We start from the raw sequence: 15135 nt of genomic DNA on the forward strand, positions 1-15135 counted from the left end.
AGCCGCCGGAAAGAACTGCGCGACAATTGACGCCAAAGTGGATCAATACAAGTGCGGGATAGTTCTGCCGCTACCTGCGGAAACGAGGCATTTAAGAGGCATGTGGATCGTAAAAGTTGCTCTGAATCGGCCATATACCTTTATTGTCCTTGCGCTGCTGATTCTTATTGCGGCGCCTGTGGTGATTCTACGCACACCGACCGACATCTTTCCTGACATCAACATCCCGGTCGTCTCGATCGGATGGACGTACACGGGACTCAATCCGGAAGAACTGGAAGGTCGGCTGACGACGCCGTATGAGAAGGCGCTTACGACGCTGGTCGACAACATCCAGCACATAGAATCAACGACGTACAACGGCACTGTCGTCGTGAAGGTTTTCTTGCAGCCTGGCGCTTCGCTCGACACGGCGAACGCGCAGGTGACGGCGGCATCGCAGTATTTGCTGCGCCAGTTGCCTCCCGGCGTTCTGCCTCCGCAGATCATCAACTTCTCCGCATCGAGTGTGCCGATTCTGCAACTGGGCATCTCCGGCCAAGGACTTTCGGAGTCGCAGCTGAACGATTACGCCACCAACTTCGTACGTACTCAGCTGATTACGGTGCCGGGCGCGGTCGTTCCCTCGCCTTACGGCGGCAAGCAGCGCCAGATCACCATCAACATGGATCAGGCGGCGATGCAGTCCAAGGGCGTCGCTCCGGGCGACCTGCTGAATGCCATCGCGCAGCAGAACGTGGTGATGCCGTCGGGCACGATCAAGATTGGGCAGTCTGAGTACGACGTGCGCACCAATGGGACGCCGCGCACTGTCGAAGAGCTTGCCAATATTCCACTCAAGCAGGTCAACGGCACAACGATCTATCTGCGAGACGTTGCGAGCGTCAGCGATGGATTTCAGGTACAGACGAACGTTGTGCGCCAAGACGGGCGACGTGGCGTGCTGATCTCGATCCTGAAGAACGGCAACTCCTCCACCCTGGACGTGGTGAAGGGCATTCGCTCGATTCTTCCCCGTGTGGCGACGACGGTGCCTCCGGAGCTGAAGATGACTCCGCTGTCGGACCAGAGCGTCTTCGTTCGCGGCGCGGTCGAAGGTGTAATTCGAGAGGCGATCATTGCGGCGGCGCTCACCGCCATCATGATCCTGGTGTTCCTGGGGAGCTGGCGCTCCACCCTGATTATCGCGGTTTCGATTCCACTCTCGATTCTCACGTCGGTGATCGTGCTGAGCCTGATGGGCGAGACGATCAACACGATGACGCTTGGCGGACTGGCGCTCGCTGTGGGAATCCTCGTCGACGACGCGACCGTGACTATCGAGAACATCGAACGCTTTCTTGAGGAGGGCTACCCGCTGCGCGAGGCGATTCTCGAGGGCGCAGCGCAGATCTCGGTTCCGGCTCTCGTCTCCACACTTTGCATCTGCATTGTCTTTCTGCCTATGTTCTTTCTCTCCGGCGTCCCGCGGTATCTGTTTGTGCCGCTGGCCGAAGCAGTCGTGTTCGCCATGCTCGCGAGCTACATCCTCAGCCGTACGCTTGTGCCTACGCTGGCGATGTATCTGCTGCGCGAGCATGGTCACGGCGCGCCGGGCAAGGGATTCTTTGCCGGCTTCCAGCGCGGGTTTGAGCGGACCTTTGAACGCGTTCGTGGAGGCTACCACGGCCTGCTGCAGGGGCTGGTCGCCCGGCGCCGCATCTTTGTTCCCACGTTTGTCCTCGTGTGCTTGAGCGCTTTCATACTGCTTCCGTTCCTGGGCGAGAACTTCTTTCCGGACACCGACAGCGGTCAGTTCATTCTGCACGTTCGTGGCGACTCGGGCCTTCGCATTGAAGAGACCGCGCGACTGTTTGACCTTGTGGAAGATCAGATCCGGAGGGAGATCCCGGGTGCGGAGATCGACAACATCCTGGACAACATCGGCCTGCCCTACAGCGCGATGAACACGCAGCACATGACGAATGGCACGCTGGGCGCGAACGACGGCGACATCCTGGTTTCACTCAAGGAGCACCATCACCCTACGGCGAACTATGTCCGCGATCTGCGACGCGAGCTGCCACGCAAGTTCCCGAACGCCACGTTTTACACGCTGCCGGCCGACATCACCACGCAGATCCTGAACTTCGGCATGCCGGCGCCGATCGACATCCAGCTGGAAGGCAACGACGTCGAAGCGAGCAAGGGCGTAGCAGACAAGATCCTTGCACAACTTCGCACGGTTCCCGGCCTTACCGACCTCCGCATCCAGCAGCCGTTCGACTATCCGACGCTGCAGGTTGCGGTCGACCGCACTAAGGCCGCTCAGGGCGGTTACAGCGAACGCGACGTCGCCGCCAGCGTGCTGAACACGCTGAGCGGAAGCTTCCAGTTAACCCCGATGTTCTTCCTCAACTGGAATAACCATGTGAACTATAACCTGATGGCGCAGACGCCGCAGTACAAGATGTCGTCGATACAGGACCTCAATAACATTCCGATCAATCGCACGACTTCGAGCAGCACTACGAAGACGCCGGCGACGGCGGAGATTCTCGGCGACCTGGCGACTGTTCAGCGGGGACACGAGATGGCAGTGGTCAGCCAGTACAACATTCGCCGTGTGGTGGATATCTACGGCAACGTGCAGGATAGGGATCTGGGTGCGGTAAGCCGCGACATCCAGAAGATCCTCAACAGCAATCGGAAGACGCTTCCCCGCGGAACCTTTGTGACGCTGAAGGGGCAGGTGGATACGATGCGTTCCGCGTATATCGGCCTGTGCGGCGGCCTGATCTTTGCGATCGTGCTGGTGTACCTGCTGATCGTGGTCAACTTCCAGAGCTGGGTGGATCCCTTCATCATCATCACGGCTCTGCCTGCAGCTCTTGGCGGCATCGTACTCTTTCTGTTCCTCACCCACACGACACTGTGCGTGCCGGCGCTGATGGGAGCGATTATGTGCATGGGAGTCGCGACGGCCAACAGCATTCTAGTGGTTTCGTTCGCGAAGATACGGCTCGAAGAGCACGGCAACGCCATCAAGGCTGCGATCGAGGCCGGTACGACGCGCTTCCGTCCGGTCATCATGACGGCGCTCGCGATGATCATCGGCATGGTACCGATGGCGTTGGGGATGGGCGATGGAGGCGAACAGAATGCTCCGCTTGGCCGCGCTGTCATCGGCGGCCTGATGTGCGCGACGATTGCGACGCTTGTCTTCGTCCCCAGCGTCTTTGCTTTGATACACGGCAGTGAGCGCAGCACCCGTAACCGTGAGCGCAAACAGCTTGTGGAGACACACGCATGATTACCGCACCGGAGAACGAAATGCAGCCCCAGGACAAAGCGTCAACCATGCAGACTGACGTAGTTCCCGCACATCATGAGACGGTTCAGGCGAATACGCCGGGCAGCCCGGGCGGCGGGCGCACCATTGGAGTTCTCGCTGCCCTTGTTCTCCTGGTCGCGATCGGGTATGGGCTGCACATTCGCTCGGCCCACGAGAAGCAACTGGTGCATGCGACGGACGAGGCAGCGATCCAGACGGTCCACGTCGTGCGTCCATCGTCCCGCTCTTCGGCCGAGGATCTTACACTTCCCGGCAATGTGCAGGCGTTTACGGAGACGCCGATCTACTCACGTACGAATGGCTATCTGCGCAAGTGGTACTTCGACATCGGTGCGCATGTCCGGAAGGGACAGCTGCTGGCGGAGATCGAGACGCCCGAGGTCGATCAGCAGCTTCAGCAGTCGCGCGCCGAACTCGAGCGAATGCAGGCCAACATGGAGCTGGCCGGAGTGACGAGCAAGCGGTGGGAGAATCTGCTGGCCAAGCACGCCGTCTCCCAGCAGGAGACGGATCAGGCGCGCAGCAACTACATTGCGGCACAGGCTGCGGTTGACGCGAGCAGGGCGAATGTCCGGCGCCTGGAGCAGCTGCAGAGCTACGAGCGCATCATCGCTCCCTTCGACGGCGTGATCACGGCGCGCAACACCGATATCGGCGATCTTATCGATGCGGGGTCAGGATCGGCGAATCCTCGCGAGCTGTTTCATTTGGCTACGACGGGCAAGCTGCGCGTCTACGTGTCCGTACCTGAGGTGTACGCCGACTCGATCCACGACGGCGACATCGCAATGCTCACGCAGGACGCGAATCCGGGCGTGAAGATTCCAGGGAAGATCGTGCGCAATGCCAATGCGATCGACCACATGACGCGAACGCTGAACGTGGAGGTCGACGCCGACAATCGCGACAACGAGCTGCTTCCCGGCGCGTATGTCTTCGTTCACTTCCACGTGCCTGCGGCGGCCCATACTGTGACGATTCCGTCGAACACGCTTCTGTTCCGATCAGAGGGCATGCAAGTCGGCGTGGTTCGCAACGATCACGTTCAGCTGGTGCAGGTGACCATCGGGCAGGATTATGGCAGCAGCGTGGAAGTGACCTCGGGATTGGCCCCGAATGACGAGATCATTCTCGATCCATCGGACTCCCTCGCCAGCGGTATGCAGGTACAGGCGCAGCTCGACACGACGAAGGAGCGGCCATGACGCTCTCTGTACGTTCGGCTGGCCTCGCGCTGGCCGCCTCCCTGACTGCAGTCCTTACAGGCTGCCGCGTGGGTCCGCAATATGCGCGGCCTGCGGCGCCACTTGCGCCGGAGTTCAAGGAGGCGCTGCCCAGCAACTTCAAGGCCACGGATGGATGGAAGGTCGCTCAGCCGAGCGATGCTCAACTGAAGGGCGACTGGTGGACGCTGTTTCACGATCCCGAACTCGATGCACTCGAGGCGCAGATCGACCCGGCGAACCAGACACTGAAGGAGGCGGAGGCGAACTTCCGCGCGTCGCGTGCGGCCATTCGCTTCTATCGAGCAGATAAGGCTCCCACCGTGGGAACTTCGCCCAGCATCGGTGCGGTGCGCAACTCCGCGAACCAGCCTTACTTCAACAGTGCCCTGGCCAATAACGGCGAGGGGGCCTTCACGCTGCCGTTCGACCTGAACTACGAGGTCGATCTGTGGGGCCGCATCCGCCGCACGATCACGCAGGCAAAGGAGCAGGCACAGGCCTCGGCAGCGGACCTCGAGACGACGCGCCTCTCGCTGCATGCAGAGCTGGCGATCGATTACTTCAACCTTCGTTCGGCCGACGCCCAGCGTAAGCTGCTCGATGAGACGGTCACTGCGTTCCAGAGCGCGCTGCAACTCACCGAAGACCGCTACAACGGCGGCGCCGCGCCGCTCTCCGATGTTACCCAGGCGCGGACCCTGCTGCAGACGGCACAGGTGCAGGCCACCGACGTCGACATTTTTCGCGCCGACTACGAACATGCCATCGCTATCCTGATCGGCAAACCGCCGGCACAGCTGACGCTGCCGCGCAACCCCGTAACTGTGGCTGGCCCCGTCATACCCACGATTCCAGGTGTGCTGCCGTCGCAGCTGCTTGAGCGCCGCCCGGACATCGCCGCTGATGAACGTCGCATGGCCGCAGCCAACGAGCAGATCGGCATTGCGGAGGCGGCATTTTACCCCACTCTTTCGCTCTCCGCCGTGGCGGGCTTTACCGGAACCTCGGCGATGAACTGGTTCACCTGGCCGAGCCGCTTCTTCGCTGTAGGACCTACGCTGTCGCAGACTCTCTACGATCACGGACGCAGGCGCGCCACCTCGGACATAGCGCTCGCTAACTATGACTCAACAGTCGCTGTTTACCGGCAGACGACGTTGACCGCTTTCCAGCAGGTGGAGGATAACCTGAACGCGCTGCATGGTCTGGAGGTAGAGGCGACGCAGCAGCAGGCCGCAACAACTTCGGCGCGGCAGTCGCTGGACCTGTTCAACACAAGATACGAAGGCGGCGTGGATACGTACCTGCAAGTCATCACCTGGCAGACGGCGCTTCTCCAGAACGAACGCAACGACATCGACATTACACGCCGACGCCTGGAGGCGAGCGTGCTTCTGGTGAAAGCGCTGGGTGGAGGCTGGGATACGTCGCAATTGCCGCAGCACCCCTGACCGTAGAGCGAATACAAACTTGACGGAGTTGCCAAGTACTTCATGCGGCGAATGCAGCGCCAGGGTTGATCGCGGGAAAGAAGACTTGCCCTCAGGCTCTCCCGGCGATGTACGTGCCGAAGCTGCCGAAGGCCGATCAGGCCGTGGAATGCAACCAGCGTGAGCGGGAGACTCTTCTTTTGATATATTGTTCCTCCTGCGAAGGGGTTTAACGTGGATCCCGAACGGAGTCGTACGCCCGTATTGTGCGGAATGCTATCCGCTCGTTGCCGGTACTGTCTGGTTCTGCTTTGATTTGGAGCTTTTTCAATTCACTACCGACACGTCGGTTCGAGGGTCTTTTCTTCGAGGCACAAAATCATCATGACACCGCAGCTGAAACTTACACGGCGGGCATTTCTGAGCGATGCCGCATTGGTGACTGTTGTTGCAGCGACCAATACGCTTCCGGGCTCCCAGGCTCCGGACATGCTCGTTCAGACGGTTCTTGGCCCAATTCCAGCCTCCAAACTAGGAGTCACCCTCGTTCATGAGCACGTGATGTGTGATTTCATTGGCGCTGAGCAGACCGACCGGCATCGCTGGGAGGTGGAGGCCGTGGTGAAACGGATGCTGCCCTTGCTCAAGCAGTTGAAGGAACGCGGGGTGACGGGATTCATCGACTGCACACCGGCCTACATCGGGCGCGATCCGCGAGTGTTGAAGCAGTTGGCCCAGGAAACCGGACTACATATTGTCACGAACACCGGCTATTACGGTGGCGCGGACGACAAATTTGTGCCGAAGCATGCTTACGGCGCAACGCCAGATCAACTCGCTGACCTCTGGGTAGCGGAGTTCGTACACGGCATTGAAGACACCGGGGTGAAGCCTGGCTTCATAAAGATCGGTATCGATGAAATCAAAGGTAGCTCGGATCGGCTTTCGCCCATCGATGAAAAGCTTGTGCGGGCTTCTGCGCGTGCGTCGCGACGGACCAATTTATCTGTGACCTGTCACACCGGAGGTGGACCGGCGGGTTTAACAGCGACGAAGATCTTCGTGGAAGAAAGAGCCGACCCAGACCGCTTTATCGTTGCTCATTCGGACGGCCATGGGCTGCCAATCAACCGAGAGGTGGCGGCACTTGGCGCGTGGGTCTCCTTCGACGGGATCGGCAGACGGCCACTCGAATCGCACCTCAAGCTGGTCCATGACATGACGGAGAAGAATGCCAGCCGCCTGCTGCTTTCGCAGGACAGTGGTTGGTATTGGGTCGGCCAGCAGAACGGAGGAGAGGTTCGCAACTTCAATTATTTGAGTGATGTGTTTCTGCCCGCTTTACATAACTCTGGGATCAGCGAAGCAACCATTCGAAAACTTACGGTAGAAAACCCGGCCAACGCATTTGCGATTCGTGGTCAGCGATACCGCACCATGTAAAATCCGGCGAGCCCATGCCTTATGAAAGACACGCAAGCCTGGTTCCGTCCCGGACTTCGCGGAAAAGCCATTCCTGGCGATGAAAGCTCCGTCACTGATGCGCTGCCCACAGTAGTGGGGTGAAGCCCAGGAACGTGAAGGTCTCAGGTTTTCCCTCGCCTCGTTGTTGCCGGTCGCGAGCGGCGAACCGCCCGAACTCGATCAGGCGTGATATATCCGGATGTATTCCAAGCGGAACTTCGCCTGTCGTTCCCGGAACTTCGCGCCGAAGGGGCCTTTCTCCCTCCGCGGCTGGAGTCAGACGGTCATGACTTCCTTTTCCTTGGCCTTGAACAGCTCCTCGATGCGCTTGATCTCGGCGTCGGTGAGCTGTTGAACCTCCTCATTGGCGCGCTTCTCGTCGTCGGCGGAGATGAGCTTGTCCTTGGCAGCCTTCTTGATCTGGTCGTTGCCGTCGCGGCGGATGTTGCGAATCGCCGTCTTGTGGTCCTCGAGCGTCTTGTTCAGGTGCTTGACCACTTCCTTGCGCCGTTCCTCGGTCATCGCCGGGACAGGCACGCGCACGACGGTTCCATCGGACATCGGGTTCAGGCCCGTGCCGGAGGTCCGGATCGCCTTCTCGATCGCCGAGACCATCGCCTTGTCGTAGGGCTGCACGAGGATCAGCGTCGGCTCGGGCGCGCTGACCTGGCCAAGCTGCGCGACGGGCGTGTCCGTGCCGTAGTAGTCCACCTTCACCTGATCGAGCATATGCACGTTCGCGCGGCCGGTGCGCGTTGCAGCAAGGTGCGCCCGGAAGTCTTCCACCGACTTCTCCATCCGCGTCTTCAACTCCTGGTGGGTTCCCTTCAACGCTTCAATGCCTGCCATCGCTGATGCCATAGTGCTTCCGTCCTCATGCGCGGTTGCGCCAACGAAAATTCTATCGGAAAAGTGACCGGTCTGAGGATCGAGCGTTAGCGGTGCGGTTGCCATGCCACCTGTGACAGTTCTAGGCTAGCCCTGACCTATGACCATCGAGCAGGAAATCCGCCAACTCCTCATGCACCTCAACGTACCCGCCCACGCCTTCTCCCGCGGACCACTCGCGGTGACTTCTCCGATCACCGGCGAAGTCATCGCCAACGTTGCCGTCTCCGCTGCGCCAGATCGTGCTATCGCCGCGGCCCACAACGCCTTTCTTGCGTGGCGAGATGTACCCGCGCCGCGTCGGGGCGAACTCGTCCGTCTGCTCGGCGAGGAGCTGCGCGCCGAACGCGAGACGCTGGGTCGGCTGGTGACTCTGGAGGCAGGAAAGATCCTCTCCGAAGGGCTCGGTGAGGTGCAGGAGATGATCGACATCTGCACCTTCGCCGCCGGCCTCTCACGTCAACTCGCCGGAATGACGCTGCCTTCCGAGCGGCCACATCACCGCATGATGGAGACATGGCATCCGCTCGGCGTCGTCGGGGTCATCTCGGCCTTCAACTTTCCCGTCGCCGTCTGGAGCTGGAACGCCGCGCTGGCACTTGTCTGCGGCAGCTCCGTGGTGTGGAAGCCGTCGGAGAAGACGCCGCTGACGGCGCTCGCGACGCAGGCGGTCTTCGAGCGTGCGGCGCAAAGGTTCGGCAACGTGCCGCACGGCCTCTCGACGCTGCTGATCGGTGATGCCTCCGTGGGACAAGCGATGGTTGACTCGCCGCTGGTCCCGCTGGTCTCGGCGACAGGCTCGACCGCAATGGGACGCGCCGTCGGCCCGCGACTGGCGCAGCGCTTCGCTCGTGGGATTCTCGAGCTCGGTGGTAACAACGCGGCCATCGTCGCGCCCTCCGCCGATCTCGACCTCACGCTGCGTGGAGTCGCCTTCGCTGCCATGGGAACGGCCGGCCAGCGCTGCACGACGCTGCGCCGCCTCATCGTCCACGATTCGGTCTATAACGATCTGCTGCCGAAGCTGCGCAGGGTCTACGGCTCCGTCACCGTTGGCGACCCGCGCCAGCCTGACACGCTCGTCGGTCCGCTGATTGATGGCCGCGCGTTCGAAGACATGCAGCAGGCGCTCGATGCGGCGCGAAGCTCCGGCGCAACTGTTCTGGGCGGCGAGCGCGTCGAGATACCCGATGCAGGAGACGCCTTCTACGTCCGCCCGGCGCTGGTCGAGATCGCCGGGCAGAGCGATGTCGTGCGCCGCGAGACCTTCGCCCCGATCCTCTACGTGCTGCGCTACCGCGAGCTCGAGGAAGCCATCGCTCTGCACAACGCCGTTCCCCAGGGGCTCTCGTCATCGATCTTCACCACGAACATGCGCGAGGCCGAGCGCTTTCTCTCTGCCTCCGGCTCCGACTGCGGCATTGCCAATGTCAACATCGGCACATCCGGGGCCGAGATCGGCGGAGCCTTCGGCGGCGAGAAGGAGACGGGAGGTGGACGCGAGTCAGGCTCCGATGCGTGGAAAGCCTATATGCGCCGCGCGACCAACACCATCAACTACGGAACCGACCTTCCGTTGGCTCAGGGTGTCAGCTTCGACATCGACTGACGCTTGCTTCTTCGCCTCGGCCGCAGGCTGCGGAGGAGTCCCGCCAGCCGCAGATTTACCGCCTTCTGCAGCAGGTCGAACATTGAGTTTTCCTGCACATGAAAAAGCGGCTGCCCATAAGGACAGCCGCCGGGGGCGTGCGTGAGTCAGCTACTCGCGAAAGCTGCCCTTGCGGCCCGCGAGCCTTCCATCCATGTCCGCGAGCACGTAGGCCACGACCGAGAGCATCGCAGTGTTCTTCTTGAATGAGTCCTCGTCTACCTTGTCCAGCGTGTCCGCCTCGGTGTGGTGCCAGTCGAAGTAGTGCTCGCCGACTGTGTGGGGGCTCAGGCTGGGAACGCCGTCCGCAACGATGGGGCTAATGTCGGAGCCTCCGCCGCCGGGCGAGACTGTGTCGGTGCCGATCGAGCCCAGCAGTGAGACGATGTCGCGTAGACAGGCAAAGGACTGCTTCTCCTCGGCCGACAGCGCGTTCTCATCAAAGCCCGGACGAGCGGGCGCTGCGGCGGCCGCTCCCGGCGCAGGCGGTTGAGGACGACGTCCGCCGCCGAATCCGCCGTAGCCGATGCCGAGCGGCTTCTCCGCGCCACCGTCCATCTCGATGGCAGCGACCTGATCGCCGATCTTGTCGCCGATCCACTGCCGGTACGCACGACCGCCCGCGCCGCCGTTCTCTTCATTCACCCAGAAGACGACACGGATGGTGCGCTTCGGCTTGAGGCCCAGCTTGTGGATCAGCGAGACAGCCTCAAACGTCGCCATGATGCCCGAGCCGTCGTCCTGCGCACCCTGGCCCACATCCCAGGAATCGATGTGGCCGCCGAGCACCACGACCTGCTCCGGATGCTCCGAGCCGACGATCTCACCGATCACATTGCCGGCCTTCACGTCAGGCTCCATGTGCGCGTCCATCTCGAGGTGCACGGTGACCGGTCCTTCCTTGGCGAGACGCTCGATCAGCAGGGCATCTTCGACGCTGATGGCCGCAGCCGGAACCTTGGGCTGCTTCTCGTCATAGCGGAGCGTTCCGGTGTGCGGAATCTGCAGCGCGAGGCCGGTCGCCGAACGAACCAGTACCGCGGCCGCTCCCTTCGCCGCAGCACGCGACGGCCCGCCGGTGCGGTACATCGAACCCACGCCGTAGCCGTGCCAGCCGGGATTGAAGACGACGATCTTGCCCTTAACGTCGGCGTCCGGGAGCTTATCCAACTCCGCGAAGTCGTGCACGAAGACCGCCGGCGCTGTGATGCCGCCCTTCGGCGTGCAGACGCTCATGCCGAGGCCGAGCATGTGCAGCGGCTTCACGATCGTTCCCGCCTCGCCCTTGTAGGTGATCGTCGCTGACTCGTTGCCTCGGCCCCAGTGAGGCACCATGACCGGCTGAATCTGCACGTTCTGGAGGCCGGCCTTCTTCATCAGTTCCGCTCCCCACTCGACGGCCGTGTTGAGCTGCGGCGTTCCGCTTAGCCGCTTGCCGATGTGGTCGGTGAGGTAGGTCAATGCTGTGTAGCCGTCGTTGTCGGCCATCGCTGTGGCGATGATCCGGTCGGCGTCGGCCTTGTACTTCGCGGCCAGCAGTCCAGGCTGCGCGGACATCGCCGGAGTCCGCTCGCCCGGCGCTCCCATCTGAGCAATTCCCATCTGCGCGGTCATCAGCGCAGCTCCCGTTACAAACGAAACAAAACGCTTCATTCCAGACTCTCCTCTTTCCTTGACTTGATTCGAAGATGATTGTCGCAAAGAACAGGCCGAGAACGGTTCGCGCTCTCAGCCTGCCCCGGAGTAGTTATCGTTTGGAGATCATCGCCGTTAGAAGATGATCTTGCCGGCAAACTGCACGTTGAACGGCTCGCCGGGCCCGATGCCAGGAGCGCCGCCGTTGTTGCGGGTCGTCGCAACCTGTCCGAAGGACGACGACGAAAGCGAGGTCGTTGGATTGGCCAGGTTTGTGCGATTGAAGATATTGAACATCTCCGCGCGCAGCTGCAGTGACACTCCCTCATGGATCTGCGTGTTCTTGACCAGCGATGCGTCCACTGTCGCGAATCCAGGTCCTCGGAAGGCGTTACGCCGCGTCGTGCCGAAGTTGCCCGCCGCCGGTGCGGTGAACGATGCGACGTTGAACCACTGAACAATCGGCGCGCTGCCAGCCTTCAGCGTCTGGAACGACCGGTTGCTCGAAGCATACGTCCCGGACTGGTTCACGCGATCCTGGTTTTCACCCGTGCCGCTCACGTCCGATCCCGTCTTCAGCGAGAACGGCGTTCCCGTAAAGACGGTCATGAACGTATTCCCCTGCCAGCCCTTCGTCAGCAAAGGCCAGCGGTGGCCGATCTGCGGAGCCTCGTACACGACGTAGCCGTTGAAGGTGTGGCGAACGTCGAAGTCCGCGCTGCCGTATTCGCCAGCCAGATTCGCCGAGTCCTGCGGAGCCAGGCCGCGCGTGCTCGAGATGACGTCCAGCGCATGGCCGTAGGTGTACGAACCCTGCGCCGTCAAGCCGTGGAACGCACTCGTGCGGATGCTGGCCTGAAGCGAGTTATAGTTCGAGGAACCCTCGCTCTGAATCTCGTTCACGGCTCCGATGGTGGCATAGTTCGCCACCGCCTTGCTGGTGTAGATCGGTCGCCGCGTGACCTCGGAGGCCGCAGAGTTGCTGGCGCCCGGCCGGGCCTCATTGATGTCGCTCAGGTTGAACAGGCGCCGACCCACCGCGCCAACGTATGAGACCGTAGCGATGGTGTTATGGCTCACCTGGTACTCCAGGTTCGCGTTGTAGTTCTGGGTATACGCCGTACGGAAGTTCGGGCTGATCGTCGCCAGACCGAAGATTGTGGTGGGGCTGGGGGTCACGTTGAAGACAGGCACGTTCGTCTGCCACTGGTAGAACGTCGGGCCTACGTTGCGCACAGGACTCGAACCGAAGTTGTTGCCCTGAAGACCCACAGCGCCGTTGTTGCCCGGACGGTTGTCGAAGAAGCCGTTGAAGTTGGGCGCGTCATAGTACAGTCCATATGCTGCGCGAACCACCAGCTTCTCAGTCGGTGTGTAAGAGAAGCCGAAGCGAGGCGAGAAGTTCGTGTGTTGTCCGGGATACGGGCTCTCGGCAGCAGACGATCCCACCGCGACCAGACCGTAGCCATCTGCACCCGCAGCGCCCGGACGATAGACCGAGAGCGTTCCGTCCGACGAGAACGGCGCGTTGTACTCGTAGCGCAGGCCGTAGTTCAGCGTCAGGTTCGGCAGCACCTGATACTGGTCCTGCACGAACAAGGCAAACGTGTTCTGGTAGATGTTGCGGCGAAGATAGCCCTGCGTAAAGCTCGATGACGCCACGTAGCCGGCAAGATAGTCGGCCATGGACCGGATATCGGCCGTTACTGTGGTGTCCGTGTTGTAGGCGGTTGCACCTTTCGGCAGCAGCGCCTGAATTGCCGCGTTGCCCGTCGCCGTACCGTTGAAGGTGAAGGCGCCGCGGACGTTGCGCTGGTACTGCAGGTCCATGTAGTTCCGGCGGAACTCTCCGCCGAAGCGGTACTGGTGCTTGCCGCTCACCCACGTAGCAACATCGGTGATGTGGCCGGTGTAGTCTTTGCGTCCCAGCGGCTGCGTTTGACCGACGGTATCAAGACCGCTGATGCTGATCGTCGGCGCGCCGAAGAGCGAAGGATTCGTTACGCCCGTGTTCAGTCCCAGTGCAGGAATGTTCTGGCTGTGGTTCACGTCGTTGAATGTCTGGTTGAAGACGCCCACCGCAGCGATCACCTGGTTGGAAATGTGGTCCGTCATCGCCCAGTTGTGCGTCAGCGAGAAGTTCTGCGTGATGTCCGGAGCCACCTGGTAGTAGTCGTAGATGTTTGTGCCTATTGCCGCAAACTGACGGCCGGTTCCAACAAACGCCTGCAGGCGCAACGACTGGCGCGAGGTCAGGTTGTAGGTGATGTTGCCGATCGCGTTGTCGCTGTAGCCAGTCTGCGGACGGCCGTCGTTGTAGTTGTTCGGAGCTGCCGGACCCGAAGGCTTGTTGCCCTGCGGCCAGAGCGAAAGTACGCTCAGCGACAACGGATTGACGGAGATGCCGTGCTTTGCCAGCAATGCGGTACCTGCCTGCACATAGGCCTGCGTCGGCTCGGTCGCCGCTGCCGAGTTCTGGATGAGGTACTTCTGCCGCTCGTAGTTGACGAAGAAGAACAGCTTGTCCTTGATGATGGGACCGCCTACGCTTCCGCCGAACTGCTGGTTGCGCAGCTTCGGCTTGCGCTGCGAGGCGATCAGGAAGGGCGAGCGCGCCGCGAAGAACTCGTTGCGGTTGAAGTAGTATGCCGAGCCGTGCAATTTGTTCGTGCCTGTCTTGATGGCGAGCGAGATCAGGCCGCCTGCGTTGCGTCCCGCCTCGGCGTTGCCCTGCGACTGGACGGTGAACTGGTCGATGGCGTCGATCGGGATGGTTACGCCGGCGATCGATCCTACGCCGCCCTGATTGGCCGCTGTGTTGTTCTGCCAGATGTCGTTGTTGTCCGCGCCGTCGATCTGCCAGTTGTTCTGGTTGGTGCGCGTTCCGTTGAGCGATCCTGCTCCGTTATAGCCGGGAACGATCTTGACCAGTTGGGTAAAGTCGCGGCCGTTCAGAGGGATGTTCGCAACGGCCTTGTCGTTGACGACGGAGTTGGTCGTCGACGAGACCGTGTCCAGCGCCACGGCGTCTGCGCTCACCTGCACTGTCTCTACACTCGAGGCCACGCCGAGCTTCACGTCCAGCGCATACACCTGACCTGGACGCACTGCAATATGCTCCACCTTGCTTGTCGAAAAACCGGGTGCGGTCACTTCGACCGTATAGTTGCCCAGCGGAAGATCCTGAAAGCTGTAATCACCGGAGTTGGTTGAGACCATCTCGCGCTTGAAGCCGGTATCGGTTCCGGTCAACACAATATGAGCGCCGGCGACTGCTGCTCCGCTGGAATCCTGCACAGAGCCTGCAATTCCACCGCGATAGGTCTGGGCGGCAAGGTGCAGTGTCAATGCAGACATCAGCACCAGGAGATAGAGATAGGTATGCCTCGAAAAGCGCTTCATAGATAGAGCTCTCCTTACACGTTTAACTGGGAAAACGAGGGTATGCGACTGCGCGATGAGTCGTGGCTATAGACGCGTGTCCGCTAGGCTTGAGGGACTACTTCCGAC

At 61.2% G+C, this 15135-nt stretch carries 8 protein-coding genes; 5 read left to right on the forward strand and 3 right to left on the reverse strand.

The genetic code is table 11. The annotated features are described in order from the left end of the window. Positions 1 to 100: 100 nt before the first annotated feature. From Q363_RS04320 to Q363_RS04335, 4 genes are all read left to right on the forward strand, one after another. Positions 101 to 3292: an efflux RND transporter permease subunit gene (locus Q363_RS04320; protein WP_035348109.1), complete on the forward strand. Its 3192-nt coding sequence runs from the start codon at positions 101 to 103 to the stop codon at positions 3290 to 3292. Next, on the forward strand, positions 3289 to 4539 hold the full coding sequence (locus Q363_RS04325) for an efflux RND transporter periplasmic adaptor subunit (RefSeq protein ID WP_245632029.1): 1251 nt from the start codon (positions 3289 to 3291) through the stop codon (positions 4537 to 4539). The genes Q363_RS04320 and Q363_RS04325 overlap by 4 nt, the downstream gene beginning before the upstream one ends. Then, positions 4536 to 6011: an efflux transporter outer membrane subunit gene (locus Q363_RS04330; RefSeq protein ID WP_035348111.1), complete on the forward strand. Its 1476-nt coding sequence runs from the start codon at positions 4536 to 4538 to the stop codon at positions 6009 to 6011. The genes Q363_RS04325 and Q363_RS04330 overlap by 4 nt, the downstream gene beginning before the upstream one ends. Positions 6012 to 6479: 468 nt before the next feature. Next, complete coding sequence (locus tag Q363_RS04335) at positions 6480 to 7433, forward strand: phosphotriesterase family protein (protein WP_281175970.1); 954 nt, start codon at positions 6480 to 6482, stop codon at positions 7431 to 7433. A 297-nt stretch (positions 7434 to 7730) separates the two neighbouring features. Here Q363_RS04335 and frr read toward each other — a convergent pair whose 3' ends face one another. Continuing rightward, complete coding sequence (frr, locus tag Q363_RS04340) at positions 7731 to 8315, reverse strand: ribosome recycling factor (protein ID WP_035348301.1); 585 nt, start codon at positions 8313 to 8315, stop codon at positions 7731 to 7733. A gap of 127 nt (positions 8316 to 8442) precedes the next feature. Here frr and amaB point away from each other — a divergent pair, with 127 nt between their 5' ends. Next, positions 8443 to 9951: an L-piperidine-6-carboxylate dehydrogenase gene (gene amaB, locus Q363_RS04345; RefSeq protein WP_035348114.1), complete on the forward strand. Its 1509-nt coding sequence runs from the start codon at positions 8443 to 8445 to the stop codon at positions 9949 to 9951. 150 nt (positions 9952 to 10101) lie between these two features. On the opposite strand, the gene Q363_RS04350 is transcribed toward amaB, so the two are convergent. Together Q363_RS04350 and Q363_RS04355 are read right to left on the reverse strand one after the other, a co-directional pair. Then, a complete protein-coding gene (locus Q363_RS04350; protein ID WP_035348115.1) occupies positions 10102 to 11643 on the reverse strand; it encodes a M20/M25/M40 family metallo-hydrolase in 1542 nt (513 codons plus the stop codon). 117 nt (positions 11644 to 11760) lie between these two features. Beyond that, positions 11761 to 15027, reverse strand: a complete 3267-nt coding sequence (locus tag Q363_RS04355; RefSeq protein WP_035348117.1) for a TonB-dependent receptor — start codon at positions 15025 to 15027, stop codon at positions 11761 to 11763. Positions 15028 to 15135: the final 108 nt, after the last annotated feature.

The sequence above is a fragment of the Edaphobacter aggregans DSM 19364 genome, assembly GCF_000745965.1.
Classification (GTDB): Bacteria; Acidobacteriota; Terriglobia; order Terriglobales; family Acidobacteriaceae; genus Edaphobacter; species Edaphobacter aggregans.

Bases quoted from the DNA above. Each gene is read 5' to 3' on its own strand.
- Q363_RS04320 (WP_035348109.1), top strand. From the start codon at position 101: ATGTGGATCGTAAAAGTTGCTCTGAATCGGCCATATACCTTTATTGTC.
- Q363_RS04325 (WP_245632029.1), top strand. From the start codon at position 3,289: ATGATTACCGCACCGGAGAACGAAATGCAGCCCCAGGACAAAGCGTCA.
- Q363_RS04330 (WP_035348111.1), top strand. From the start codon at position 4,536: ATGACGCTCTCTGTACGTTCGGCTGGCCTCGCGCTGGCCGCCTCCCTG.
- Q363_RS04335 (WP_281175970.1), top strand. From the start codon at position 6,480: ATGCTCGTTCAGACGGTTCTTGGCCCAATTCCAGCCTCCAAACTAGGA.
- frr (WP_035348301.1), bottom strand. From the start codon at position 8,315: ATGGCATCAGCGATGGCAGGCATTGAAGCGTTGAAGGGAACCCACCAG.
- amaB (WP_035348114.1), top strand. From the start codon at position 8,443: ATGACCATCGAGCAGGAAATCCGCCAACTCCTCATGCACCTCAACGTA.
- Q363_RS04350 (WP_035348115.1), bottom strand. From the start codon at position 11,643: ATGAAGCGTTTTGTTTCGTTTGTAACGGGAGCTGCGCTGATGACCGCG.
- Q363_RS04355 (WP_035348117.1), bottom strand. From the start codon at position 15,027: ATGAAGCGCTTTTCGAGGCATACCTATCTCTATCTCCTGGTGCTGATG.